This window comes from Undibacterium sp. TC9W, from assembly GCF_049339865.1.
Classification (GTDB): Bacteria; Pseudomonadota; Gammaproteobacteria; order Burkholderiales; family Burkholderiaceae_D; genus Undibacterium.
On record NZ_JBMPPJ010000026.1, the window covers coordinates 1 to 26,277 of the forward strand.

Consider the following 26,277-nt stretch of genomic DNA (forward strand, 5'->3'; position numbering starts at 1 on the left):
AAGAAATGGACCATGCCTATACAACACTGGCGACAGGCATTGAATCGCTTTGATATAGAATTTGGGGAGCGCATCAACGCTCACCAATAGTTCCGGGAGAACTTACACAGATTTTTTTACAGGCTCAATAGGATGTAGCGTTAAAACATTTTATGCGTTTGACGAACTTAAAGTCCCGTCTGCTTTTCAAGGAAAATTTACACCAGTACTCATCGAAATTGCCGTTTCTATCGATTAATTTGAATATCCGTTTTCACTGAGTGCTCACAGCTTTCAATAGCCGATAAATTGAGTAAATGAAGATAAATAATTCAACGTCAGCCATTTATACAATCCTCCTTTGAAGTACACCACGGTATTATCCACAACCCCAAGTGAAGTATTTTTATATGACCCGCCGGAAAAATATAAAGTCACGACGGTATGACTGTCATTTTTTGCAAAAAACCTTAGTCGCCATCTGACATCCTCCTCCCATCGCTTGTCGTACTGCTCTATTGAAGTATTTTTCAATGCGATGACCAGATCACGTGTTAGTTTCTTTCGAGTAGGAAGACTCTCGATTTTTAATTTGAGATCATGGGCCATATCAAGCGACTCGGGAGACAATGGGATCGTCATGACTGTTCTAGGGTCCATCCATAATATTTCCAGGCTTCCGATTTCTCCATTTGCAAGTTGTCTGGACAATTGCTCTAATTTTGTTGCAGCCCCAGAAGTTGCCAAGTCTTTGCTTTCTGCCACTGATACCCATTGAAAGCTTAGTGTCAGAACAAATATTGAATTGAATAGTAATCGCTTGATGTGCATTGCAACTCTCAACAGAAATATGTTCAAGCCCAAATCGGCCTATTGGTAAAGCGCTTTGTATTCCCGCGGCGAGCATTGCATTACACGTTTGAAAGCGGTGCTGAATGCGCTTTCAGATTGATAACCTAGTGATGGTGCGATGACGGAAATTGTGTCGTCCGAATTTAAAAGCCTGTCACCTGCAAGCAGCATACGCCAGCGCGTCAGATAATCCATTGGCGACTCGCCCACCAGGTTTTTGAATTTCATTGCAAAGGTAGATCTGGACATAAAAGAACGGCTGGCCAGACTCTGTATAGTCCATTTATGTGCTGGGTTCTCATGCATGGCACTCATAGCGCCACCTATTTGCTTGTCCGCCAGTGCATAAATCCAGCCTGCGCCAATGTCTGTACTTCCTGTTGCGCTTGAAGCCTCTGCCCTTTCAAGCAGAAAAAGTCTCAACGCCTGAACGAGCATGAGAGACGAAAGGTATTGAGCGATCAAAGCCCCGCCGGGCTGCGGTTCTCGCAGCTCTTGCATGATTTGTTCCATTGAACGGCGCAGTGTGTTTTTGTCTGACTCTTTGCGGATATGCACGATAGTTGGTAAAACGCCGAGCAATATGCTTGCGTGTCTGCCAGAAAACTCAAAGAAACCACCTAATCCGTAACAGGCACCACCACCGTTGTAAGTAACCAGCCCACCTTCTTTTACGTCAGAAAATATGGTCTTCGCGTCAGTAGTTGGCAGCGTCGGGTCGCTACTAAGAGTGACTCCGTGCCCACCGGGGAGCAAAAAACAATCGCCTTCTTTGAAAAGTACTGCCTCAGGAATATCGTCCAAAGTGAGCCAGAATTGACCGGAAAGCAAGGTATAGCAACGTATCCCCTGTCGTGGCTCGAAATGAATAGACCAGTTACCGCCCGCGTCCAGCCCGTGAAACATATAGTTGCGGGGTTTGAGAAGTGCCAGGGTATCGGAAAGTGGATCCATCATCTTCAGACGATTGAAAAGATAAAATGGACTATAAAGCATGGATCGTCCCATTGCAAGCACGTATTATCAGCATATCGACGAACTATCTGGAGAAAAAAATGATTAACCGCCCCGCTTGCCTGGTCAGTTACTTTACAGCCTGGAATTCACATGGCATAGACGAGATCCTCCAACATGTCAGCGATGCATTCGGCACCAATACCCGGTATTTTGATCCACACCGTGTTGCCACGGGCGTTGAAGAATTTTCAGCATGCCTTGCCGAGTTCCGCACTCAACGTCCTGACGCAGAGATAGTCTGGACTTCAGGAGTTGACTCCCACCACCATTTGCATCGTTACACCTGGGAAGTGCGCATAGCAAAGCACGCCATCGTTGCGGGCTATGATGTGGTTGAAGTCGATGTGGCAGGGAAAATCGTCGCAGTATTTAGTTTTTTTGGACCACTTCCTGACATTGGCTGAATATAAAAGTGCATACGAAATAGTAGCGGTCTTAATAGGGCCGGTCTTACATCAGGACAGCCCGATAATAAGGAAATACGTAAATGCAAGACCCTCTTTGCATTTGCTGAGATGCTTTAGGGGCGTTCGTGCAACAGGTTAAAAACGGTCGCAATCCCTTGCGACCGTTTTCTCTATAAAATTACCAATATCACTTCATCGTAAAACTCTGCTGCCCGGTATCGACTGCATAGTTTTTCGCGACGTCCCAATAAGTGAAGCTGTATTTCACCAGATCCCCTGCCTTGAGCCCGCTGGCTGCGTAGCTGTTGTTGCCGTTGGATTGTGTCATGCGGAAGTTTTGCTGACCACCAGAGTTGACCGTGTAATGCACGTCTGCCCACGACGACGTGTTGATACCAAACTGCAATGTGCTTGCGTTGATTTGCGTGGCGCTGGCTGAAACCGGAGTTGGAGTCGGTGTGGGCGTAGGAGTTGGCGTAGGCGTTGGCGTTGGCGTAGGCGTTGGCGTAGGCGTCGGAGTTGGCGTAGGCGTCGGCGTAGGTGTTGGCGTTGGTGTAGGAGTCGGCACACCAGTGTCCCAAATAATATCATCGACCGCCCACTGGAAAGTGCTACCCGGCAGACTGCCATCAACACTGAAAATCTGGAACAGATCAGACATCGATTGCAAGGCGATCAGATTGCCTGCGAGTGCAGAAATGGGGATGGTCGCCGTGCCCCAATTGCCATCACGTACCAGACCATAACTCGCCACGCTTGCAGGAAAAGTGACCGACCCTTGATTGGTGTAAGTATCACCAATGCCGACTTTGAAGGCGACGTTAGCGGGTATTTTGATTCTGAATTTCAGCGTGCCATTTCTGTAGTTGCTCATGTCACGCACCTGGCGCGATTGTATGCTGCTTCCAAACCACTGGTTGGCAGCGGTGTAGTTCCAGGCAATGACATTGCTGCCTTCATACGGTGCGGTAGAACCTGCCGACATCGACGCCTGATTCCAGTTCCACACGTCAGAGCTGACGCCAGCAGTCTGTTTGTTATTGACTGCGGTGAGATCGGTGAACACGCCAAATTTACCCACCTCGGGCACGTTGGGGTTGCCCACTTTCACCGTGCCTTTGCCATCGAGCTCATACACCCGTACGTAATCGACATACATGGTGCCAGGCAAAGGTGTGGTCACTTGCGCTGGAGTTGCCGCGTCGGTGAAATTGCCGCCTACCGCGAGGTTAAACAGCAGGTAATATGGTGCCTGCAGCGAAGTTGAATTGACCGGCAAAGGGTTTTGATACATGTCGCGCTCTACACCGTTATCGGTGACGGTAAAGCGCATTTGGGTATCAGTCCAGTACAAGCGGTAGGTGACGAAACGGTTGATCAAAGGTGTCGAGGCGATATACCAGTTCTTGGTTTGCCACGCGGTCGAAGCCGCGCAACTCGGGTTGCCCGGCACGCAAGCCGCGTCCTGATAGGTAATGACATTTGACCCTACATAATTATTGATCGCCGGGTAACCGGCCAGTGCCCTGCCTGCGTTGCTATGCCCCATTTCCATGATATCAATCTCGCCGTTGCGCGGCCAGGTTTGCGGGCTGGTACCCAACATCCAGGCGGCAGGCCACAGCCCTGTGCCAACTTGTGGTGTGCTGATACGCATCTCCACCATGCCATACTGGACTTGTACTTTGCCAGCAGAAGAGATTTTTCCAGACGTGAAGACGTTGCTGCCTATGACCTGGTTTTTTGCCTGAATTGCCAGTGCGCGCGTGCCAGGTTCAAACGGCACGTTTTGTATCGAGACATTGTTAGGGCTGTAGTACTCCAGTTCCTGATTACCGTAGCCGCACAAATTGATCTGGCAGCCATTGCCATCATAGGCAGTCCACAAGCCAGTGTTGAGGCTGGTGCCATTAAATTCTTCTGACCAGATCAGTTTGCCGATCACAGGATTAGTGACACTGGCATAGGCGTGCGAGCCATAAGCCAGCAAGATACTGGCCGCGATGGCGGTGAGTGTGCTGCTGCGTTTTTGTTTGTTGAGACGATAGTCCTGCCGATTCATCATGCCTCCGTTATTTTCAATTTTAAAAACAGGCTTTAGACGGATTGACATGGAAAAACGCTGTCAACAACGTCTGTCTGAGCTATGTATAAAGACCATTGATATCAATTCCCGAACCTGCTTCCATTTAATTCACATTTTTTGGAAACGTTTCCATTCGAGAATTTAAATAGTGATATTATTTTTATTTCTTGTCAATAAAAATTTTATATCTAGGGGTTTTATTACTCAGAAAGCAACATTGCTATCCAGGCGGGGTGCAAGGCGCTTATTGTGTGGCTGGAAATGGGCTACCAACGGTGAGCGATACCGGCAGATCAAAAACAGAAATGGGGTTGTAACCAAATCCGATAGCCACAGATCTGCCCATCACCTGGACGCAACGCGGTACTGAGATGCTTCTGGAGTAGCTGTGTTAATGGGCGAAATCCAGCTTGATGTTTCGCTAGATACACATGGGTGAAGCTGCGATTCACGCAACCACACGTTGAAGCAAAAGGCACGACGGCATTTTGAAACATGCGTGTGATGGCATGGTAAATATTATCGCGGTGTGTTGCGAGTATGTTGTTCGGCTACTTGACTACCGGGGGCTAATGGGTGACCCCATCTTTCAACTGAACACTGAAAAACCCCCAGTCTTTACTTGTTCCTTAAAATCCATGCAAGACTTATTACTACAAAAATCATTGTCAAGTCTATCCACCATGGAGTAGATAAGAATACTAATTTGTAGACCACGCATACTGCACTCAATATGAACACAAGTACTGCGTTCCAAAAGCTTCCTTTATTCATAATAGATTTTGCAACTTAACCACAATTAAAGGAAATGATCCAAGTCTATCCTATTTTTTTTCCGGGCAATTTGGATAAACGTCTTGTCTAAGACTTTTTGCACCCGCATTAACTATAAGTCCTGAAGGAAGCATTGCATAAAATGGTACCTCATCGATCGGACCAAGAGCAAAATATGCTCCTCGAGCAAATATATTAACGCGGATAGCATTAGTCCTATTTGCGTACTCAATCTGGCCATCAATACTACCACCAATAGGTTGCCTACTAAAAGGAGCTGTCGTTGCTGGTAATATCATTTGAATTAAGCCAGGACCAGGGCGTTCTGTTGGTGGCGATGGCGGCGCAATTGGCGGAACATATTTATCTGGAGGTGATGGTGAAGAAATGTTTTCCTTAAAAAAGTTCATAAATTTTGTAGCGCCACTTGGGATTCCTCCATTCTGACCACCTTTTCCATCACCACAAGTTTCACACAATCCAAAAGGATCAACACGGGGGATGGGGTCAGGTCTTACATTACGACAATTCTAAACTAAGAAATGCATGAGTGGTTTTACCCTGCTTCAAATGCCCGCACTGCCCTGCTGACCGTGACGTAGTGGACAGAGAAAAAAGCGGCAATCTCCGCCATGGAATAAGCGCCAGAGCGATAAGCCTGGGCCATGGCCTCATTGCGATCACTGAAGTTTTCCTGGTAGGTATGCAATGGTAAAGATATCGCACGTCGATGTGCGATGGAGACGTCTCTGAGGTCTTCCGGGCGCAATTGATGTTGGTATTTTTCGACAAACTCATCATCCCCCAGCAGCAGTTGGTGCCGGGTCGCCAGCAGGGGTGAAGCCAAGCCTATTCCGTCCAGTACAAACTTGGCATAGGCCACCCTGGCCTGCTTACGTTTACTGCCGAACTGTCCCAATAACCAGTCAGTGTCCAGCCACGGCGGCGCATGCTGATCACACACGCAGTAGTCATAACTACTCCAGTGCCATTGCTCTGGCATTGACACCATCCTGGCACGCACCGGATTGAGCACAATGTAGCGCGCCAGTTCCAATAAATGCGCTTCTTTTTGTACCAGGATAGCCTTGTACCTACCCTGGAACAAATGCCCCACTTGCTTGTGCCGACGATTGAAACGCTGGGTATATAAACCATTGAGTTGACGCATGCCCCGCGACAAATTGCCGTCGATGGTTTCTACCAGCAGGTGGTAGTGATTACTCATCTCGCAGTAAGCATGCACCACCCAGTTAAAGCGATCACATACCTCAGCCAGCACCGTCAACCACTCTTGCCTGTCCTCATCATCCAAAAAGATATCCTCACGCCTGTCCCCGCGAGAAGTGACGTGATACAAAGCACCCGCAAATTCTAATCTTAGTGGCCTGACCATCCTTTAAGCATAGCATGTTTTTTAGAAAATGTATGAATGTAAGACCTGACCCCGGCTTCCCTTTGACCCCGGCTTCCCTTGGGTGAAGCTACGATTCACGCAAGCACACGTTGAAGCAAAAGGCACGACGGCATTCTGAAACAAGCGTGTGATGGCGCAGTAAATATGATCGCGGTGTATTGCGAGTATGTTGTTTGACTACTTGACTACCAGGGGCTAATGGGTGACCCCAATTTTCCCTTGAGCACTGCTTAAGTAGCTAATAGCACCTTCTCGGCATCACAAAGCAAATCAAATGCATATGACAATCTAAAAGAGCCTTCTATAGGCTCCATAGTGTTTACGGACTCCAAAGAATTGAATACGATTTGAATCTTCTGAAAAACGTCTTCAATATATGGGTTCATCATGTCACGTCCCCAATATCGGCAATCCATGTCCTGACTGTCGTCTCCAATTGAATAATAAATTCGTTTGTTAATAAATTCAGAATTAGCATTGGTTAATTTCCGAGGAACAACAATGTTTGTTGAACTTAAAGGAGCATCTATCATTTCAATAATTTGTTGGGATGAAGAGGGTATATCCTGTAATGAAAAAAACAATACTTTAGATGAAAATCCATTTAAAACCGCCTCAAAAGTTCCAAATCCTTTCTTCCATTCACTCCTCCTTAAACAATATTTAGTATTCTCTGACATGCTGCTAGCGCCATATAACCCGTAAAAAATCGCCGAGTTATCTCCAAAGACTGAAATACCAGCCAATAAACCAAAGGCGATTTCCCCAACTTGTGGAAAGCTTGCACTTATCACTGTTGCATCATGCATAAAGCTTTTGGCAACAAATGTCGCATTTGAGGAGGATATAAATTTCTTTTCTTTCGGAGCAAAAAACATTGCCGAACTACCGTTTGCATCCTTTTCCCAATTTATTAATTTCATAGATATCACTCATTTTTTTGAATCAGACAGGGGTCAGTTCTAACATTCCAACATTTTCCAAACCAGTACGCAAAAACGCCGCATGGCTTTGCTTCGGACCGAAGTCTTCAAACTTCTGGCGGCGACATCCGGGATACCGAATCAATCTCTACTGAAGCTTGAAATTTAGAAAGTAACTCTATAGTTTCCCTCGACAATGAAAATCCGCACGGAAATTCATTGTCATGAAATTCGCAAATGATCGTCACGTGAAAATGTGAAAATGCACGGACTTGATTAAGTGCAGGAAGTATCATTTCATACTCTCGCAAAAGGGGCACTATCGAATCTGTTGGAAACGACGTATACGATGCTCTACGGGGAGTGCGCCAATGCCAGGACTTTGGGTCGCCGGAAGATTTTAATTTACTACCCATCTCATATACAATCGCCTCAGAAAGACTCACCTTCATCGAAAAATTTTTTATTATTTCTTCGGACGCAATTAATCCAATATATAGCTGGCTCCTCACTATTCATTCTTTCATAAAGATACTGGCTAATCTGAGTTACGTAGGCTGGCTTTTTCGACCAATTCGATGGCGTCAGTGTCAACAGCAATTGCATGAACTTCCGTCGCCCCATCTTGCCTTTTCCAAGTCAGACTTACCCAAACCAGACCATCTTCATAGACATCAAATACAGGCAAGACTTGACCAAGCATCGACGAAACATCGGCATGCTCATCTCCAGCTAATCGTTTCAGGATAGAAGGGCGAATACGTAATAAACGAACTAAATCATCATTCTCAACAATATTGCCAAATCGATCTGATCCAAGGTATTTTTTCATTTTTTCCAATTTAAATAGGATGGCGAATTGTTATTGAGCGGAGGCCCTTCATTTTCATTACAAACACAATTGCTGTTTGCTAAAGGCGCCTGCGCGAGCTCAACAATATTAACCAGATCATCCCTGCCAGATTAATCACTCCAAAAAAACCAAAGAAGATTAAATGCCTGAATGTCAGTTGCATAGAAAAATCACTTTCAAACAAACGACGAAGAACAATTGGCAATACAGTGACACAAATCCAGGAAAAATGGCTAAGTGCAAATATAGGAAAGCCAATTCGGGGATATAACATCCATAGCAAGGGAGCGCCAAAACTTACCAGGAGAAACCAGGCCTCCGGCAAAGCTGGGGCAAACAAGCCATAACTGAATAATAAAAACATCGCATACGATGAGATGCAATATCCTGCCAAAAATCGAGGCTTGGAAATTATTGATAACATGACGCTTTCGCTAACTGATATCGCAATAATGATGACGGAGAAAAATCGTGAATCAATCAAGCTCAAGGTACATTTTTTGAACATAACTTCTGTTCAACGCCACGATCAATTCTAATTAAATATCCATTAGGTCTAGATATAATTCCGGTTGTCGCAACAATTTCTGGAATCAACACATCTCTTCCACAAAAACTTACGCTATTCTGCTTAAGATGAGATATCCAGCGATTGGATGTATCTTTTTCAAAAAACTGAATATCTTCAGTTTTCCCAGGTTTAATTTCGTAGCATCTTGTTTTCAATTCTGATCTGCATAAATGAATGGATTCATTCAGCGCATTTTCAATAGTGACCAAGTATTCTATCTTTTGCTCGCGAAGACAAGCAACCAGACAAATGCAAAAAAAGAACGCTATTTTAGGGACTCTTTGAAATAGAGATAAGGTTTTTAATATCGTCATGACACGCCTTAGTTCTTTCATCTTGATCAGCGCGTGGGGTACGCTACAACGCACCGCATGAAGGACAGGAAAATACTTGAAGCAGGATCCCCCGCATAGATACCTTCCTGGCCTGCCTCTGTCGAGCGGTGCGTTGCAACGCCCCTACTGGCTGCTAAGGTCTATGCCTTACTTTTTTTGCTTGAAGATGTCTTCAATTTTTGAGCTGGGCTGTCAAATTTGGCCAGTTCCTTTTCCATTTCTCTGGCCTTGTTTGTTTCATCGAGTTTTCTATAAACAGTAATGAGGGCCTTGGTGCAACGGATGAGAGGGTCTTTTTTGTTTCCCTGCAAGGTGGTATTTTTTTCGTAGGCCAGTTCATAGAATTTTCTGGCATCCGGGAAGTTCGCTTTTGCCAGGTAAATTTCTCCTAGATATTCGTAGTAAGCAGGCAGTTCTTCATATCCATAGATTGATTCATCCTTGAGCCTGTTTATCAGCTTGAGATAGTATCCTTCAGCATAATCTGTCTGACCATTGATTTTATAGACATAGGCAAGATTTGCCATTGCGCTTGTCACAGACGGATGTTCAGGTGCAAAAAATTTCTGTGCAATTTCATAGGCAGTCAGATAATTGTCTTCAGCCAGGCCAAATTCTTTTTTGCTCAAATACAGAGGTGCCAGATTGCTGTGTACCTGGAAAATCAGTTTTTGAGAAAATTGTTGGCTTTTACTTGAAGCCAGAATTTGTACGTACAGCTCACGGGCTTTATCGAACTGGGCTTGTGTATGCGAAATTTCTGCCAGAGTCAGCATGGTTGCAATGCGCCTGTGCTCGGTCTCTCGCTGCTCATTCAAGAGCTTCTTCATTTCAAGCGGGTTTCCATCCAGTGCTTTTATTTTTGTTTGCAACTCTTCCTGCCTGCCATTAAAAAACTCCAGTCTTTTTTCTGCAATGCGGATAGCTTCTTTGAGATTGCCGTTTTTGTAGTTCGCGACGATGTCCTGATCATACAAAGACCCGCCGTTGGAAAATCTGATGTCGTTTCCGTTTAGCTGTTTGATTTTTTCGAAGGTCTTCTCGCCCTTGAGAAACTCATTCGTCAGATACTGGCTGGCTGCGAGCAGATATAAATTTTCTGACAAGTAGCCTTTATCATTGACATTATTTTGCTCCAGGATAGCCACACTTTGCTCAAAAAAGCCGGCTGCATTGACATAGTCTTTAATCGTAAAGTATGACTCGCCCATCAGGGCATTGGCTTCCGCTTTTTGGGCCGGGGGCAAGGGTGAGCCCGGGCTGCCGCTATTCAGCAATGGCTTCAGCCTGGATTGTGTCAGGTCATATCTTTTGCTTTCCAGATACAATCTGGCGAGACTGAGCTGGAATTGCATGTCTCGCTGATAAAAGTTCGCATTTTTCTTTGCTATGGCAGATCCCAGCAATAAATAAGACTCTGCATATTCGCACCAGCCTCTTTTTATCAGTGCTTTTGAAGACGTGTCGATTTCTGCAAGTGCGGCTTCTGCCATGTTCCAGTTCGACAGGGCAGCCTGATGCTTGCGTATCGCTTTTTCTGCGGTGCTGAAATCCTGGATAAATGTTTGAAGCGCCAGGGCATGCAAGCGTCTCAATCCCTCGATGGAATCATCAGGTATGGCTGCCAACTCAGACATGTTTCTGTCGGTTGTGGCTTTACTCGCGGTGCCTGTCCGGCGTATCTGTACTTTACAATCTTTGTCTGTCAGTTTGCCCAGTTCTTGGGCCTGGACTGTGCCACATGTCATCGCTGCGGCGAGTAAGAAATACTTTATTTTTTTCATTCTAATCTCCAGACATACTGGAGCAAGTGTTTTTCTTGAAAAGGCTTACCACCTTTGGAATGCGGGCGATAGATGCATTTCATGGTGGCCTGGAGGGTTGCATAATCCAGGTTGCGGAATCCACTGGTCTGTCTGATTTTTCCGTCGATGACGCTACCGTCCTTACCAATGAGCATTTCCAGCCTGACGACGCCTGTTTCTTCATTACGCAAAGAGGCTCTGGGATATTCTGGCTTGCAGATTTCGGCGGTCAGTAATTCACCGCCGACTTCTTCATCCATGAATCCGGGTTGAAAGCCGCTGTTTGCCGGTGTATCGGCATAGCTGGTGCCTGCACAGCACAGCAGAATGCCAATGGCAGGCAAGGTAGATACAAATTTCATGTGTTATCCAATAAAAGTCAGAGAACGATTTTACAATGTGGGGCTTGCGTCAGGACAAAGGAGGCGGAACAATTCTATCCTGACACGGCATGCTGGCGACTGATTGTCAGGTATCAAGGAGCATCCCGCGCAGGCATGGTCTCAAACACCGTCTGATAACGCGGGTCTTCCTTGCCCTTGGCTTTCCAGTAATCATAATATTCTGGATAAGGAATGGGGTGCAGGCGTTGCAGGGTCTGCATGCTGCGGGCGGCTTTTTTAGGCTGGCCATTGAGTGTATAGACTTCGGCCTCGATATTGAGGATGTGAACAAAGCCAAAGCGCGGTGCCCAGGTTTCTATGTAAGTTATCTCTTCTGCCGACATGCCTTCACGTGGTTTGATGCGGGTCAGTTTGAAGTATTCAAAGAATTGTGGAAACAGGGTGAATGCTGGTTTTTGCAGGAATTTTTCTTTCGATTCAAAACCTGAGCTCACGTCGCGTATGGACTTGAAGCCGGTGACCACGCGTTGATAATCAAGAGTGACAGCCGCCAACAATATGCAGCCGATGGCAAACCCGGCCAGCACGATGCCGGGCCTGACCACGGTACCGGCAGCAGGCCAGCGCAATTGATGCACCATGCCCATGAGCACGCCTACAGGTATCAGCACAAAGGCATACCAGAGTGGGAACTCGACCATACTGTGTACGCCGACGGCAAACAGGCTGAGAGTGCAAAACTGCAATGCGGTGCTTTTAGCATGGTTTTCTGCAGCGCTTTTGACTGCGGCTTTGTCAGTGGCTTTGCCATATCTGATGCAGGTCTGGTAAAACCACCAGCACAAGCCGCCCATGATGAGGATGGTGGCTGGCCAGCCCAGTTCGGCGGCCAGGTTCAGTGGCAGGTTATGGGCATGCTCGGCATAGGTGCTGGAGGTAAAGTCTGCCCCAACACTGACCTGGCCTGGGCCAAAGCCAAACCAGCCCACACCCAGCCATGGGTGTTGTGCTGCGAGTTGCCAGGCGGTTTGCCACAGGCCGGTACGTTCAGAGCGGCCACCGACATGGTCGGCCACGGAGCCACCAGAAAACCCTATGGCCTGGCTGATTTGCGGCAGGCAAAAGGTCAGCACGGCATACAGGATGACCAGGGCCAGCATGGCGATGATGACGGGTGTGCCCTTGCGTTTGCTAGCGCCCAGCTTGCCCGCTGTGTAGGCAAAAAACAGTGGCACCAGTATCCAGCCTATGCGCGATTGCGTCAGTACCGCGCCCCATAGCAAGAGCGCAGCGATGGCAATCGAACTAAAACCAGAAAATGTACGTGTGCGGTAAAAATGCCAGAGCCCTGCCAGCGCAAAAAAATACAACAAAGCCAGCTGATTGGGTTGCGCCACATTGGCATAGGGGCGCATGGGAATATGGGGGTCTTTGGCGATGTACATGACGACCGGCGTTGCATCCAGCCCCAGGATCTGGATATGCTGGAACACCAGCGACAGGGATGCTGCCAGCAGGCTGGCGAGGGCAATCGCGGTCACCGCCATGTCCAGCCTGGACTGTTCAAGCGCGAGGCTGCTGCCAAACACCATGGCCAGCGCAAACAGTAGCAGATAAAGGATGGGGAGAGCAACAAAACTGGCTGGCGTTATCATGCCTAGCGCCACCTGCAGAAGGATCAGCAGGATGATCCCGCCAGGCAAGGCAAGCAATGCCGGAAAGCGCAGGCGCACTGCTGTTCTGGATGCAGGTGCAAAGCCGGATGTAGATTCAAATTCAGATTCAGATACTGAAGATGGGCGAATGACAAAAAACGCCATTGCGCTTAACAGACCAAGACAGATGATCAGGTCGTGATAAAAAGTTCTGTACGGATGGATATGATAAGGATGTGCGTAGCTGAAAAAAATCGCTACCGCAAAAATGATCAATGCCAGCTTGCCTTCCTTTGCGGATGCCATTCGGGATACATTTCAAGAATTGGCCTGGCATGGCTCATTGAGTATCAACGAGTCATGCCGGGCCGGGTAAGTACTACATTTTAACTACATTTTGAGAGCAAGTGGCATGATGCCTTTGTAGGCGGCTGTTTTTGCATCAAGCACGGCAGGGAAAACCGATGCCCTTATTTTGATGGGTTGGTATTTGCAGGTTTTTTCATCGCAGTCATTCGATTTTAGCCATGACTGTATGTCTGCCTTTTTGTCTTCATTGTTCTTTTCCAGTATGGTGAAGTCCTCGGCGTTTTTAAGGATTTCATCTTTCATGTCGGCATAAGGAATATGCAATTGCGTCAAATGGCCTTTATTACCGCCAAAAGACAGCATGGCATTGACATTGCTGATATCGGCAGGATCGGTTGGTTCTTTGGTGCCAACCAGTTTAGGGCCCCATATCGGTAAAGTCGTCTTGCCTTTTGCCAGAGAGCCGTCGGTAATTTCGGACGCCTGCACTACCTGGAATTCTTTACCCAGCGCAGCGATGTAGGCCGGGCGTGCTTCCAGCAAGGTGCTGACACCGTACAAAAAGGCAGAAACCTGCACTATGGCGATGACTGCCAAGTCAAACACCAGCCCTTTCTTGCCAGGCTTGAACACCACCAGCGTCAGTGCTGGCCCCAATACTACGTCAATACCAACGATGAGGAAGAAGATTTCATAACCGCCGATTGCCCTCAGCATGGGCGTGGGGTACCACATATACCAGCACATCATGAGCAGGCCAAGACCAACCATGCAGCTCAGGAAAAAATGCGTGCCACTGGCACGATAGCGAGATATAGATGTTTTCATAGTAGTTGACATGAATCGTAAGAAAATCCCGGAGACCGGGTCAGGTTCTGTCACATCAGGGCATCTTGGTCTCTGATTGAGTACCAAAGCATTTCCATGGAGTTGACATCACCGACCGGGTATCGGTCAAAATCAAAGAAAAGCATGCCTATTCTAATAAGTTTTTTCGGCATGATCAAGGCTGGCGCGGCTTACGCGACATGCAAAATCAGGATACGGCGACGCAGTTCAGGATAAATATTTGCATCAAAGTCAATATTATTGCACACTAAGGCGCGCTATCCCGGTCATAACTCTTACCCTGTGGTATGTCGCAAGCATCCATCTTACTTATCATGAATGAAATAGAACCGGTACCTGCCTCCCCTCTGAACAAGCTCCTGTGGATGTTTTATTTCAATGCTTTATGGCTGTTCTTGTTGCTGCCAGCCTGCTTTGTCGCGGCCTATCTTTCCTACGGCCTGGGCATCAAGAATATGCAGAATATGCCTTATCTGGTGGGGCAACTGTTTGCACAAGCCGCTTTAGGCGCAGGTATATTTTACTACCTGCTCTTGCGCAAGCGCGGCAAGACTTACCTGCTCTTCATCTTCCTGTTATTTTTTGCAGTCATGTATGTGGCTGGCGATATAGGTATGGACAAGCAACGGCAGCAAGCCAAAATCGCCATACAGTCGGCCAGGGAAGAAATGCAAAAGCTGACGACCGCCGTTCAGCAGGACAATAACAGCAAAGGTGGCAATCAGTTGTCCAGTGTCATAGAAGCGGGCTCTGCCACACCACCCAGGGCAAGCGGGCAGTATGGAGAAATCGAACGCTTACTGAAAGACATCATGATGGGCGCGGCCACTTTCAGGAATGATTATGTTCGCGAGCTCAAGGCAACTGGCTGGGAAAATATTACCGACATCAAGCGCATCAGGCAGGATAAAGACATGCTTGAAAGTAAACGTATACTTAACGCGGCCAGAGCCGTCGTCAATAAATATGAGGGCAATACTGAGAATCTGTTTGAGACCTACAGGGCCAAGATTAACGCACTCTCACTGGACGACGAGGCCAAGCGAGGCATGCTGAAGGGCTTTAACCGTAGCGCACAAAATTCAAAAAAACAGTTTGCCCAAAATTGGGCGCTAGAAAAGAAAACCATGCAGGAAGTCGAAGGAATGCTCACGGTACTGGCTGACAAAAAGAAATGGAACCTTCAGGGTGAGCAAATAATTTTCTACGATCAGGTCGTTATGGCTCAATTCGATCAACATCAACAGCGCTTGCAAAGCATCAGTAAAGAACAGGATGACATGCAGGAACGCCACATGAAGAAGAGCAGCGACGCTCTCGATAAACTGGACAATACTTTCCAAAAATAAGAAGCTGAAAATACATGAAAGTTTATCTCGACGACGAAAGAATAACCCCGGATGGATGGACGCGCACCTACTGGCCGGAAGATGCTATCGCCTTGCTAAAAACAGGTGAAGTCACTCACCTGAGCCTCGATCATGATCTGGGTGATGACGAACACGGCACAGGCTACGACGTAGTGTTATGGATAGAAGAAGCGGTCATGACGACGGGCTTTATACCGCCGCAGGAGATGTGCGTGCATTCGGCCAATTCTTCTGCCCGGCAAAAAATGGAAGCGGGCATACAGAGTATTTTGAGGCATCTGCAAAAGACCTAGTTGGTAGCAAGCAGCTTGACGGGCAGGACAAAAATCACTTTGGTCCCGAGCATTTTGACCTGCAATTTCCAGATGATCTTGATCTCTGTGCGGCCCAGGTTGCCACTGGCTGGCAGGTCTGCAGGCAGACGGAGCGTGAAATCCAGTACACCTGTGCCGTCGGCGATGTGGCTGTCCTTGAACTTTTTCGACCACAAGATTTTTGTGCTTGCGTTCTCACCGCTACGATCTTCATGGGTACAGACGACCTCCAGTGCCAAAGGGTAAGTCTCAGCAGAGCGGCGCATGCCATGCCCCAGGCCTGCAATGAAATACAAGGTGACTGGCACATCGCTGCAACCCGGATACAAGGGCTGAGTCAATTGCAATAACAAGTCACCCAGGCGCTTACGCAAGTAAACCTGCCCGCATCCATAAACCAGCAGCATGATACCCAGTGCCGGGGAAAGTATCACCAGATACTCTCCTGTGCCGCAGCTACTGGCACACGCTCTGCCTGTTAGCATGGCAAAAGCAGCACTGACAATCAGCAAGACAATGGAGGCAACGACAATCTTATGATCTGCGCTTTCAGCGTGTACATACTCACCGGTTTGGCCCTGCCTACTATGGTTGGCGACCGCTGAAAATGTGCTCACGGGCACCCCAGCGCCGCCGCTGCCTGTGCCTGTTTGAAATAGCGTGCATAGCCGCAGGCATCTTCACCGTACAAGTCTTTCTTGCTGCGGTCTGCACCAGCCAGTAGCAGGAAACTGATCACGTCCAGTCGATTGTATTGGGCAGCAATCATCAGGGGTGTAGAACCACGACCGCCATCGAAAGTCTGGTCCATGGCGACTCCGCGTTCATGCAGGAAGCGCAGGCTTTTCAGGGCGCCTTTGTAGGCGGCGTAATGGGCGGGCGTCCATACCTTGTTACCTGGACGACTCAGGTCAGCACCGGCGTCGGCCAGCATTTGCACGATCTCGATACCGTCATTGTGAATGGCGGCAAACAGGGCGCTGCGTCCTCCATTACCGTCGGCGTCCACTGGAGTCATTAAATCGACTAGCGCGCCTTTTTGCAGCAGATAACGCACTTTGGCAATGTCATTGTCATCCGCCGCCTGCATGAGCAGGCTACGCCCGCTTGCATCCCTGGCGTTGATATCGCCGCCGGCATCGAGCCTGGCTTTCAACTGCGCCAGGGTTTCGGTGGCGACATTGTCGGCTCCGGCGCTGCCCGCTCCTGCCAAGTTCCGCAGGTCATTCAGGTCGAAGATAAAAAATACCGATGCTACGACAGGAATAAAAAAGATCGCAGAAAACCAAGCCCAGCGCCTGGTCTGATTACTGTTGTCAGTTGGTGCTTTAGGCAGGCCATAAATGCGCTGCTCATGACTGCGATATTGCTTGGCGATGAGGTCGCGGGCATTGGCCTTCTCCCCCAGCCCTTGCTGTACGGGCAGCTTGAAAATCAGGTCGGTCCCAAAGATATTAAGCTGCAAGTTCCAGATCACTTCAATGTCTTTATGCTCTTGCTTGCCACTGGCGGGCATGTCTGCAGGCAGGCTGATCGCAAAATCCACGCTTTGCGCACCATGCATGACAACTTGCTCGCCAAGCGTTTGCTCCCATAGTCTCTTGGTAGTAGTGTCTTCACCGCGCCGGTCCTCGTGCTCGCAATGGATTTCTGCCTTTACCATGTAGTGACTGGCACCAGTGGCCATGCGTTGCCCGAGATGTGGATCAAAATGCAGGCGCAAGGGTAAATTCTCTATGCCGGTATGAGGCTGTTTAGCCAGAGTCAGTCGCAGTTTGCCCACACGCCAGCGGGAATAAGCCAGCCAGACCGTACCCACGATCATCAGCACACCTAGCGCGGGGAACAGCAAGACCAGATATTGCCAGTAACCATGGCCCGCCCTGTCCATCATGAAAAGGCCAGCAATTGGAAAACTGATCAAATTCCAGAACAGGGCAAACAAGCCCAGACCACCAGCGCCGGATGGTGCGGGATGTAATTCTTGCCAGTCAGACTTTCCTGTGGCACTGGCGAAGCCTGGCAGCCCTGGCGTGGTCTCCTCATCGTCATCACGCCTGAACCATATCGCCCAGATCGCCCACATGGCACCCAGGCTGACAGCCGGGAACAAGGTGGCGAAAGGGATGAGAAAAATCAGACGTTTGATGTGCAATTGCCTGTCATACGCGGCAAAGGCAGGGTCTTGCGGGTCTATCCAGAGGGTGACGCTTTGATCATTGCTGCGGGCTTGCAGCAGGCTGGCATGGGTACTGCGATTGTAGCCGTTGTAACCATCGCTGCTATCGCCGCCGACACTGATACGTTTGCTGCGATAAGTCTTGCCGTCAAACTGGTATACAAACTCGGCATCAACTGAGTAGCTGGGGCCATCTTCAGAGCGATGCTCATGCAGCTCCAGCTTGTCGATTCTGGCCTGCACCGCCACCATGTTACCGGCACGCCACCAGCCCTGCAACTGCTGGGCCATGGGTAAAACCCCACCGTACCAGCCGCCCAGACCAAACCCAACTACAAAGATCAAGGCAAATAAACTGCCACCTAATTGACTGACTATTTTTTTTGTTTTTATCATGGCTGCAATGTAGCAAACCGTTTTGCGCACTGCAATATCTGCGATGCAACACTGATGGTTACTTGCAACAGCTGGTTTTGCGTTGATAATGTCATATTGCCGTCATATTCAAGAAGTAAAAATCACCCGCTCAAATTAAAAACCAGCAGTAAAGCTGGTTTTTAATGACAAACAAGGCAAGCAATAATTATCCCAGCCAGCCTGCATACTCTATGCCGTTCTGAATCACCCCGATGACCAGTGCCTGATTTTCTGTACTTTCGCAAAAACTGGCAAGCGCCCCGGCTGGTGTAATTGCAACGCTGTTAAGCGCATTGGCCCAATAATCAAAACCTGCCTTGTCAGGTGTACGGTGCAAGACATTGTTATAGAAATTGGTGATCAGGGTCGTGGTGCTGGGGTTGCTACCATACAGTTTCTGAAACTCGGCAGAAGAGAAGAAACCTGCTGCCACCGTTGTCAGGCTGGATCCATGTTCCATATCATTGATCCAGTAACCGAGGCCAGCAAAATCAGGCTTGCGGTCAAATGCTGCCTGGTACAAACGGTAAGCCTGGCCCGCGATGCCCTTGACATCAAAAGTCACATAGTGACGATCATCAAACTTGAGTTGCTCGACATTCAACAGCGTATCGGTACCCAACTGACCGCTAGTATCCTTGACGGTGACCGTGTTGCCGGACTTGGTAATCGCATAGCGCGATGCAGTACCGCTATACAGCGCCAGGTCATTACCAGCACCACCGTCTATCGTATCATTGCCACCCGAGCCCGAGATCAGGTCATTGCCGGCGCCGCCTAACAGACTAACGCCAATGTTGCCATAAGCATGCAGGTATTCGACATTCGCATAATTGACTATCGATGCATTGAAATTGACCCAGACAGTATCAAAACCCTCGCTGGCAACTTCGATGACCTTGTCGAGGCTATTGTCGAGTACATAGTCATCGTCGCCCCTGCCGCCCATCATCAGGTCATTGCCGTCTCGGTTGTCTGCCAGCCAGTCAAAACGGTCATCACCATCACCACCTATCAGCGTGTCGTTACCGCCACCACCTTCAAGACTGTCGTTGCCTGCATCGCCATAGATAACATCATTGCCACCCATGCCACCGAGCAAATCGCTGCCGCCACCGCCCCGGATATTATTAGCCAGATCATTGCCCGCGATAATGTCAGCAGCGGCTGATCCTATGGCATTTTCATACTCGCCATAAAGCCAGCGCAAACTGACGGGGTCACCGCCATTGACGATGGTATTTGACGCATCGTAATAACTCATCGCCACCCCGACCAGGTGCGAGGCACTGACGATCTTCACGCCCATCTCAAAATAAGCGCCCTGGGTGTACATCGATAAATCAACCGTATCAACACCACCCTTGTCAAAATACGTGCGATAACCGTCGGTGCCAGCGACTATCGTATCGTCACCGCTGCCACTGGTACCCTTGCCTTCGCCATAGGCCTGCTGCAAAGCAATCACATCAAGTATCATGGGTGTAAACGCATGCAGGAATGATGAATGGTTCTGGTCATCATAAGACATGATGGAAAAATATTCCTTGTACATGTCCTTCGCACTTTTGATATTAAAACCCAGCGTATCAAAACCCAGATACTGGGTCGCGGCATAATCACTGGTGATCACAGGCACGCCGTTACTGTAAGAGCTATGCGGGTGCGACAGGCCCAAAGAATGCCCCAGTTCATGCATCAGGGTCTGGGTTGCCACCGTGGTCAGGTCCAGAGAATAATCACCACCAAAATTGGACGAAGCCTGATTCAGTTTGATGTCACCAGCCCCACACACATAGCCAAAAATCCTGTCGTCATTGGCACCTGATTTGGCGCTGTAGCTCACATTTTTCAGGTTCTGCCAGTTGATATTGATGTCCGACAAATTCGCCTGCCCTACCACTGCAGGTGTCACCAATGAATAGCCGCCATAAGTGTCATAATCCACCACGCTGGAAAACGACAGATTGGCAAACTGCGAATAGATATCCAGTATCGCACTGATGTTATTGATCTGCTTTTGCGTCCAAGGATAATCACTGCCGCCCTGCATCACATCATTGGTAAAACTGTCCGACACCGAGACACGGATATATCCAGACAAGATGTAATTAACCAGGCCGGGCGCAACCCCGTCAAAATTGAACATGGCCCGGGTAATCGGGGTCTGAGGGAAATAGGGTATGTAAGTCGCCATGGTATTTTTCTATCAGTTCGCAGTTTGAATTTGCCAGATATAAAGGGTGCACATCAACAGTGAATTCCGCTTTGACATTGTAATCTCAGCGGCTGTTTCAACGGCGGAGATACATCACCCCGCCCACACCGTATACACTATCCCATTCTGTATCTGCCCTATGACTTGCGCCTGGTTTTCTGTGCTCTCGCAAAAACTGGCGAGTGCAGCTGCGGGGGTGATCAGGCCCTTGCTGAACTGGTTGGACCAGTAATCAAAACCTGCCTGGTCTGGTGCGCGGTGCAGGACGTTTTGATAGAAGTTGGTGATCAGGGTATTGGTGCTGGGGTTGCTGCCATACAGTTGCTGGAATTCTGCTGACTGGAAAAAACCAGCGGCCACCGTGGTCAGGCTGGAGCCCTTGTCCATGTCTTTGATCCAGTAACCCAAACCGGCCAGATCAGGCTTGCGGCCAAATGCGGCCTGGTAGATGCGGTAGGCCCGGCCAGCGACGCCGTCAGTATCAAAAGCTACGACCGCATCGCTGAATTGCAGGCGCTCTACCTGGTTGATGCTGAGGGTGCCGTCGTTGCCGACATTGTCTTTCAATACCAGGTTGTTGAGCGTGCCTGTGCTGGTGTAGTTGGCGAGCTTACCGGCCAAGACCAGGGTATCAAGCCCGCTGCCGCCAGAGATGCTGTCATTGCCGCCGCCCCCGATGATGGTGTCATTACCGGCACCGCCTGAGATAGTGTCGCTGGCGCTGGTACCGGTCAGGTAATCTGGGCCTGCCGTGCCATTGATGTTGAGGCCGGGGGCAACAAAATTACCGATAGTAGAAAACTGGTAGCTGCTGGTGCCCGCATAATTATAGCCAGCCAGATCCTTGATGCTGCCATCGGGGATGCTGAGACTGTAGGTGGTGTCATAGGACAATGGGCTGTTCGTGTGTATCGTCAGCTTATTGCCAGCCAGCGTCAGGTTGGTGCTGAAGGCCGCATCAAAATCGGCAACAGTTTTGCCTGTGCCGTCCTTGAGCAGGATGTGACCAGAACCACGCGCAATCTCTTCACTGAAGGTGACCACGATATCGCTATTGATGGGTACGGACTTACCAGATTGCGTGGGCGCAAACGAGACGGCAGTTGGGGCCGTAGTATCACTCTGGCCAACTACACGGATGGAGGTATTGATGCCCATTTTCTGTAACTGCGCGGCATTATAGACGTTGACATTGCCTGCCATGTCAGCCACTTCTATGCGTGTGACATTGTAATAGCCATTCGGATTATTGCCCGCGATGGTAAATGTCTGATTGGTCGTGCCATCGACCCAGGGGTCTTTGAAACCACCGAGTACTAGACCGGCATACAGGCTGCCATCGGTTTTTACATCATGGGTCAGTGGCGGATCAGTAATGATGGAAACATAGCGCACGCCCGATTCATAATCCGTGGCAATCGCTTTCATATCTATGATCACATCACCCTTGACCAGGTTGACGACGGATGGAATATTGATGGAATTGAGTACAGGCGGCTTCACGTCGTCCTTGACCACGGCATTGCTAAGACCAATCACATAGTCAGCATTGGTAGTGCCAAGATTGCTGACCTTGACAAAAAAGCCGCCGTGATTATAGCCACCTGAATAGATGAACTTGATACCATCATCGTTATAGGTCTGGGCAATGGCGGGCGTCAGGTTATACAGTATATTGCCTGCACTGTCGGTGATCTCTATCTTGACACCGGCATAGGTAGAATCCCAGGTATTGCCACGGTAATTGTTCAGGGCATCATTCGACACGACGATGGAATAAATACCCGGCCCATCCAGGTCCAGCTCATACCAGTCTGTTGTGTCGGTGGCAGACAATTTACCAAATGAGCGTTTACCATTACCCAGCTTCTAAACAGTGCTGCGGTTAAATGAATCGATGGTGATGGTTCTTTCATCCGCATTCGAATTCAGACCGTAAACATAAGACATAAAACTGACCTTTAAAGATAAAAAATGGTGGCGGCTTCATTCAAGCCATCAAAAAAACAAAGGATGCTATTCAAGCCGGCCACACTATATAAGCGATGCCTTTTTGAATTTGCCCTATGACTTGCGCCTGGTTTTCTGTACTCTCACAAAAACTGGCGAGTGCACCGGCGGGCGTAATCAAGCCCTTGCTCAACTGGTTATTCCAGTAATCGAATCCTGCCTGATCCGGGGCGCGGTGCAACACGTTTTGATAAAAATTGGTAATCAGGGTAGTGGTGCTGGGGTTGCTGCCATACAGTTGCTTGAATTCTGCCGACTGGAAAAAACCTGCAGCCACCGTGGTCAGGCTGGAACCCTTGTCCATGTCCTTGATCCAGTAACCTAGCCCTGCCAGATCAGGCTGACGGCCAAATGCAGCCTGATAGATGCGATATGCCTGCCCGGCGACACCATCAATGTCAAAGGCAAGCGCGACATCGGCAAATTGCAAGCGTTCAACTTGCGTCACATTATCAGTGCCATCATTGCCGACATTGTCTTTAACTATAAAATTGCCCACCGTGCCAGTCAGCGTATAGTTCGCGCCTTTCCCTGAAAGTACCAGGGTATCGAGACCACTACCGCCAGCAATATTGTCATTGCCAGCGCCACCCAAGATGGTATCGTTACCTGCACCGGCTGAAATATTGTCGTTGCCGCTGGTCCCGGTTAAATAATCATTGCCAGCAGTACCATTGATATTGGCGCCAACTGAGACAGGATTGACTATCGTTGAAAAAGAATAGCCGGTGGTGCCTGCATAGCTGTTGCCAGAAAGGTCCTTGATACTGCCACCACTAATGCTGACGCTGTAAGTCGTGCCATAGGCCAGTGCGGTACTCGGGTGTATTATCAGAGTGCTGCCTGAGATACTCAGATTGGAGCTGGACGAAGCATCATAATTCGCGACGATATTGCCCGCCGCATCCTTGAGTACAATACTGCCGATGCCACGTTGTATGGCTTCGCTAAAGCCGAGGATGATGTCACTGTTGATTGGTACAGCCGTGCCGGATTGTGTGGGCATGAACGACAATACCGTTGGTGGCGTGACATCCAGCAAGGTGGTACGTGTACTTAAATTCAGCACATAATCCGCATTGCTAAAACCCAGGTTGCTCACCTTGACATAAAAATCGCCATGGCTGTATGAGCCGGTGTAGCTGAAGTTGATGTTGCCATCCAAACTGGATCTGGCGATGGCAGACTGGGTGCCAGACAACACATTGCCATTGCGGTCAGTGATTTCTATCTTCACACCGATACTGGAGCTGGTCCAGGTATTGAAAAAGTAGTTATTGCTACTATCGGTCGATACAATCAGATTAAAACTGCCAGGTCCATCCAGATCAAGTTCATACCAATCCGTTGTATCAAAAGAAGACAGCTTACCGAAAGAGTTTCTCCCCAACTGCACCCTGAATATCTGGTTCACACCACTTGAATCATAACCATAGGTTTTTTCATCTGTAAAGGAATCAACACCAACGAGATAGGCCATGCCACTGTCTTTCAGAGCTAATAATTGGAAAAGGCATATTTAGCCCAGGTTTTATTGCTTTTGCTTTGCGCAGGAACAGATGTAAGTGAATGTAATATTCTATTTCAAATTTTACATTCAAGGTGAACTGTAGGTGAACTGAAATAGTTTTCACTCATCAATTTGAAAGTACGTTGAAAGTAAGTTGAAATTAATTTGAAAGCGAGCGGAAATTTTTGTGATGCCTGCAACGGAGGGCGGCAGTATCAGTGATGAAGAGGGGGATAAGGAAAGGAAATGCTTGTATGCAGGATGCAAAGTACGGACTGCCAGCGCAGTGGCTGAACAAAAGTCCGGCAATTTTTCTTACAGCTTTGTATTGGTGAAGTCAGTCAGATAAAACGAGGGACAAGTATTCCACAAGTATTCCGTCAGCAAAAGTTGAAATGAGGGCGACGCAATTCAGGCCGCCCCACATTTCAACTGATTTCATCTAATTTCATCTACTGTCATCATATCAACCCACCCACATCGTATATACAATGCCCTGCTGTATCTGGCCCAAAACCTGAGCCTGGTTTTCTGCGCTTTCACAAAAGCTCGCGAGTGCAGCGGCAGGTGTAACCAGACCCTGGTTAATCTGGCTGGACCAGTATTCAAAACCTGCCTGGTCTGGTGCGCGGTGCAGGACGTTTTGATAGAAGTTGTTGATCAGGGTCGTGGTGCTGGGGTTGGCACCATACAGTTGCTGGAATTCTGCTGACTGCACAAAGGCAGCCGCGACAGCATTGAGGCTGGCGCCTTTATCCATGGCCTGTATCCAGTATCCCAGGCCTGCCTGATCAGGTTTGTGGCCAAATGCGGCCTGGTACAGGCGATAAGCCTGGCCAGCTACACCGTTGAGATCAAAGGCCAGTGTCACGTCGGTGAATTGCAGGCGCTCTACCAGGCCGACTGAATCAGTGCCATCATTACCCACATTATCTTTGAGGATGAAGTAGGCAGGCGTGCCAGATACCGTGTAGTTGGCCATTTTGCCGGACAAGACCAGGGTATCTAGTCCGCTGTCGCCAACAATGCTGTCACTGCCGGGGCTGGCGATGATGCGGTCATTTCCCGCACCTGCCGAGATATTGTCGTTGAGATTGCTGCCCGTCAGTACATCATTACCATCAGTGCCGTTGATGGTCAGCCCGACCTGGGCCGGATTGGATGCAGTCCAGAAGGCATACGCACTGGAGGCACTGGAACCCACATAGCTATTGCCAGCCATATCCTTGATACTGCCAGCGGGCAGGCTGATGGTGTAGTTGGTGTCAAATGCCAGCGCCGTACCGGGATGTATGCTCAGGGTATTGCCTGCAATGCTGATGCCGGGGCCAGCAGCATCAATGCTGACAGCAATATTGCCTGCACCATCCTTGAGAACAATCTTGCCCGTGCCCGCCTGTATCGCTTCGCTGAAGGTAAATATCAGGTCACCATTGACCTGCACTACATTGCCTGTGGCTGCCGGGGTAAATGAGAGCACGGTCGGTGGCGCCGTGTCTGCTGTCGCCAGCACGCTGATGGTGGTGTTAACCCCCATGGCCTTGAGTTGTGCCGCTTCATAGGTGGTGCTATTGCCCGCATTGTCTATCACCTGCACGCGCAGTACATGATAATCGCCGGGTTTGTTATTGCTGGCGATGGTATAGGTCTGGCTGGATAGGCCGTCTGACCAGCTGTCATCCTGCCCATCAATCACAAAGGCACTCAGGGTGCCGCCATGTATCTTGACATCATAGGCGATGAAATTATCGAGCTCTATCATGACGCTGGCAACACCCGAACCGACGTCGGTCGCACCAGCCCTTATAAATAACGGCGCATTGCCATTCGCCAGGTTGATGCTGGCCGGGATGATCAGGGAATTCAGAACGGGCGGCGTGGTATCGATAGCTGCCTGGATGATATTCAAACCGGATTTGAGACCGGATGCATGACGTACGCCGAGGGTATCAAAATTATCTACATTAGCCATTTTGCTGACCTTCATTAAAGGCTTCAATTAAAGGGTGGATTCATTTAGAAGTGCAAACGCATCTTGAAATCAGTAACCTGCCTGCGCTCGCCGTGTTTCATGTCTGTTGCA

At 48.8% G+C, this 26,277-nt stretch carries 21 protein-coding genes; 3 read left to right on the forward strand and 18 right to left on the reverse strand.

Annotation, left to right across the window (positions count from 1 at the left end; all coding sequences use genetic code 11):
- Window positions 1-273: 273 nt before the first annotated feature.
- Window positions 274-810 (reverse strand): hypothetical protein, encoded by a 537-nt coding sequence (locus tag ACO0LN_RS25560; RefSeq protein ID WP_422978773.1) that lies wholly within the window; start codon window positions 808-810, stop codon window positions 274-276.
- Between the two features lie 39 nt (window positions 811-849).
- A complete protein-coding gene (locus ACO0LN_RS25565; RefSeq protein ID WP_422978775.1) occupies window positions 850-1,827 on the reverse strand; it encodes an AraC family transcriptional regulator in 978 nt (325 codons plus the stop codon).
- Between the two features lie 59 nt (window positions 1,828-1,886).
- Between ACO0LN_RS25565 and ACO0LN_RS25570 the strand changes: the two genes are divergently transcribed.
- Window positions 1,887-2,252 carry a hypothetical protein gene (locus ACO0LN_RS25570; RefSeq protein WP_422978777.1) on the forward strand — a complete coding sequence of 122 codons (366 nt, stop codon included), beginning with the start codon at window positions 1,887-1,889 and terminating at the stop codon, window positions 2,250-2,252.
- A 190-nt stretch (window positions 2,253-2,442) separates the two neighbouring features.
- On the opposite strand, the gene ACO0LN_RS25575 is transcribed toward ACO0LN_RS25570, so the two are convergent.
- From ACO0LN_RS25575 to ACO0LN_RS25620, 10 genes are all read right to left on the reverse strand, one after another.
- Window positions 2,443-4,317, reverse strand: coding sequence for a glycoside hydrolase family 16 protein (locus ACO0LN_RS25575; RefSeq protein WP_422978779.1), 1,875 nt, complete (start codon window positions 4,315-4,317; stop codon window positions 2,443-2,445).
- Window positions 4,318-5,165: 848 nt separating this feature from the next.
- Window positions 5,166-5,525, reverse strand: a complete 360-nt coding sequence (locus ACO0LN_RS25580) for a hypothetical protein (protein WP_422978781.1) — start codon at window positions 5,523-5,525, stop codon at window positions 5,166-5,168.
- A gap of 146 nt (window positions 5,526-5,671) precedes the next feature.
- Window positions 5,672-6,511, reverse strand: a complete 840-nt coding sequence (locus tag ACO0LN_RS25585; protein WP_422978783.1) for a transposase — start codon at window positions 6,509-6,511, stop codon at window positions 5,672-5,674.
- 251 nt (window positions 6,512-6,762) lie between these two features.
- Window positions 6,763-7,455: a hypothetical protein gene (locus ACO0LN_RS25590; RefSeq protein WP_422978785.1), complete on the reverse strand. Its 693-nt coding sequence runs from the start codon at window positions 7,453-7,455 to the stop codon at window positions 6,763-6,765.
- 538 nt (window positions 7,456-7,993) lie between these two features.
- On the reverse strand, window positions 7,994-8,287 hold the full coding sequence (locus ACO0LN_RS25595) for a hypothetical protein (protein ID WP_422978787.1): 294 nt from the start codon (window positions 8,285-8,287) through the stop codon (window positions 7,994-7,996).
- A gap of 507 nt (window positions 8,288-8,794) precedes the next feature.
- The gene (locus ACO0LN_RS25600; protein WP_422978789.1) at window positions 8,795-9,193 is read right to left on the reverse strand and encodes a hypothetical protein; all 399 of its coding nucleotides are present in this window, start codon (window positions 9,191-9,193) and stop codon (window positions 8,795-8,797) included.
- Between the two features lie 161 nt (window positions 9,194-9,354).
- Window positions 9,355-10,998: a tetratricopeptide repeat protein gene (locus ACO0LN_RS25605; protein ID WP_422978791.1), complete on the reverse strand. Its 1,644-nt coding sequence runs from the start codon at window positions 10,996-10,998 to the stop codon at window positions 9,355-9,357.
- Complete coding sequence (locus ACO0LN_RS25610; protein ID WP_422978793.1) at window positions 10,995-11,381, reverse strand: energy transducer TonB; 387 nt, start codon at window positions 11,379-11,381, stop codon at window positions 10,995-10,997. Before ACO0LN_RS25610 ends, ACO0LN_RS25605 begins: the two co-directional genes overlap by 4 nt.
- A gap of 113 nt (window positions 11,382-11,494) precedes the next feature.
- The gene (locus tag ACO0LN_RS25615) at window positions 11,495-13,324 is read right to left on the reverse strand and encodes a Wzy polymerase domain-containing protein (protein WP_422978795.1); all 1,830 of its coding nucleotides are present in this window, start codon (window positions 13,322-13,324) and stop codon (window positions 11,495-11,497) included.
- 84 nt (window positions 13,325-13,408) lie between these two features.
- Complete coding sequence (locus ACO0LN_RS25620) at window positions 13,409-14,155, reverse strand: hypothetical protein (RefSeq protein ID WP_422978797.1); 747 nt, start codon at window positions 14,153-14,155, stop codon at window positions 13,409-13,411.
- Between the two features lie 335 nt (window positions 14,156-14,490).
- Here ACO0LN_RS25620 and ACO0LN_RS25625 point away from each other — a divergent pair, with 335 nt between their 5' ends.
- Both ACO0LN_RS25625 and ACO0LN_RS25630 read left to right on the forward strand, forming a co-directional pair.
- Window positions 14,491-15,525 carry a hypothetical protein gene (locus tag ACO0LN_RS25625; protein ID WP_422978799.1) on the forward strand — a complete coding sequence of 345 codons (1,035 nt, stop codon included), beginning with the start codon at window positions 14,491-14,493 and terminating at the stop codon, window positions 15,523-15,525.
- 14 nt (window positions 15,526-15,539) lie between these two features.
- Entirely contained in the window at window positions 15,540-15,839 is a 300-nt protein-coding gene (locus ACO0LN_RS25630) for a cyclic-phosphate processing receiver domain-containing protein (RefSeq protein ID WP_422978801.1), read from the forward strand.
- On the opposite strand, the gene ACO0LN_RS25635 is transcribed toward ACO0LN_RS25630, so the two are convergent.
- The 6 genes from ACO0LN_RS25635 to ACO0LN_RS25660 form a co-directional block, all read right to left on the reverse strand.
- Window positions 15,836-16,477, reverse strand: coding sequence for a hypothetical protein (locus ACO0LN_RS25635; protein ID WP_422978803.1), 642 nt, complete (start codon window positions 16,475-16,477; stop codon window positions 15,836-15,838). The two genes, ACO0LN_RS25630 and ACO0LN_RS25635, sit on opposite strands and share 4 nt — an antisense overlap.
- Window positions 16,474-18,435 (reverse strand): ankyrin repeat domain-containing protein, encoded by a 1,962-nt coding sequence (locus ACO0LN_RS25640; RefSeq protein ID WP_422978805.1) that lies wholly within the window; start codon window positions 18,433-18,435, stop codon window positions 16,474-16,476. Before ACO0LN_RS25640 ends, ACO0LN_RS25635 begins: the two co-directional genes overlap by 4 nt.
- A 187-nt stretch (window positions 18,436-18,622) precedes the next feature.
- Window positions 18,623-20,653 (reverse strand): DUF4214 domain-containing protein, encoded by a 2,031-nt coding sequence (locus tag ACO0LN_RS25645; protein ID WP_422978807.1) that lies wholly within the window; start codon window positions 20,651-20,653, stop codon window positions 18,623-18,625.
- Window positions 20,654-20,767: 114 nt separating this feature from the next.
- Entirely contained in the window at window positions 20,768-22,510 is a 1,743-nt protein-coding gene (locus tag ACO0LN_RS25650; protein WP_422978809.1) for a DUF4214 domain-containing protein, read from the reverse strand.
- A 184-nt stretch (window positions 22,511-22,694) separates the two neighbouring features.
- Window positions 22,695-24,164 (reverse strand): DUF4214 domain-containing protein, encoded by a 1,470-nt coding sequence (locus ACO0LN_RS25655; protein WP_422978811.1) that lies wholly within the window; start codon window positions 24,162-24,164, stop codon window positions 22,695-22,697.
- Window positions 24,165-24,660: 496 nt separating this feature from the next.
- Complete coding sequence (locus ACO0LN_RS25660) at window positions 24,661-26,166, reverse strand: DUF4214 domain-containing protein (RefSeq protein ID WP_422978813.1); 1,506 nt, start codon at window positions 26,164-26,166, stop codon at window positions 24,661-24,663.
- Window positions 26,167-26,277: the final 111 nt, after the last annotated feature.

Coding starts and splice junctions, on each gene's coding strand:
- ACO0LN_RS25640 (WP_422978805.1), bottom strand. CDS start 18,435: ATGATAAAAACAAAAAAAATAGTCAGTCAATTAGGTGGCAGTTTATTT.
- ACO0LN_RS25600 (WP_422978789.1), bottom strand. CDS start 9,193: ATGACGATATTAAAAACCTTATCTCTATTTCAAAGAGTCCCTAAAATA.
- ACO0LN_RS25565 (WP_422978775.1), bottom strand. CDS start 1,827: ATGCTTTATAGTCCATTTTATCTTTTCAATCGTCTGAAGATGATGGAT.
- ACO0LN_RS25645 (WP_422978807.1), bottom strand. CDS start 20,653: ATGGCGACTTACATACCCTATTTCCCTCAGACCCCGATTACCCGGGCC.
- ACO0LN_RS25580 (WP_422978781.1), bottom strand. CDS start 5,525: ATGAACTTTTTTAAGGAAAACATTTCTTCACCATCACCTCCAGATAAA.
- ACO0LN_RS25630 (WP_422978801.1), top strand. CDS start 15,540: ATGAAAGTTTATCTCGACGACGAAAGAATAACCCCGGATGGATGGACG.
- ACO0LN_RS25625 (WP_422978799.1), top strand. CDS start 14,491: ATGAATGAAATAGAACCGGTACCTGCCTCCCCTCTGAACAAGCTCCTG.
- ACO0LN_RS25575 (WP_422978779.1), bottom strand. CDS start 4,317: ATGAATCGGCAGGACTATCGTCTCAACAAACAAAAACGCAGCAGCACA.
- ACO0LN_RS25605 (WP_422978791.1), bottom strand. CDS start 10,998: ATGAAAAAAATAAAGTATTTCTTACTCGCCGCAGCGATGACATGTGGC.
- ACO0LN_RS25560 (WP_422978773.1), bottom strand. CDS start 810: ATGCACATCAAGCGATTACTATTCAATTCAATATTTGTTCTGACACTA.
- ACO0LN_RS25655 (WP_422978811.1), bottom strand. CDS start 24,164: ATGGCCTATCTCGTTGGTGTTGATTCCTTTACAGATGAAAAAACCTAT.
- ACO0LN_RS25570 (WP_422978777.1), top strand. CDS start 1,887: ATGATTAACCGCCCCGCTTGCCTGGTCAGTTACTTTACAGCCTGGAAT.
- ACO0LN_RS25595 (WP_422978787.1), bottom strand. CDS start 8,287: ATGAAAAAATACCTTGGATCAGATCGATTTGGCAATATTGTTGAGAAT.
- ACO0LN_RS25660 (WP_422978813.1), bottom strand. CDS start 26,166: ATGGCTAATGTAGATAATTTTGATACCCTCGGCGTACGTCATGCATCC.
- ACO0LN_RS25590 (WP_422978785.1), bottom strand. CDS start 7,455: ATGAAATTAATAAATTGGGAAAAGGATGCAAACGGTAGTTCGGCAATG.
- ACO0LN_RS25620 (WP_422978797.1), bottom strand. CDS start 14,155: ATGAAAACATCTATATCTCGCTATCGTGCCAGTGGCACGCATTTTTTC.
- ACO0LN_RS25615 (WP_422978795.1), bottom strand. CDS start 13,324: ATGGCATCCGCAAAGGAAGGCAAGCTGGCATTGATCATTTTTGCGGTA.
- ACO0LN_RS25610 (WP_422978793.1), bottom strand. CDS start 11,381: ATGAAATTTGTATCTACCTTGCCTGCCATTGGCATTCTGCTGTGCTGT.
- ACO0LN_RS25585 (WP_422978783.1), bottom strand. CDS start 6,511: ATGGTCAGGCCACTAAGATTAGAATTTGCGGGTGCTTTGTATCACGTC.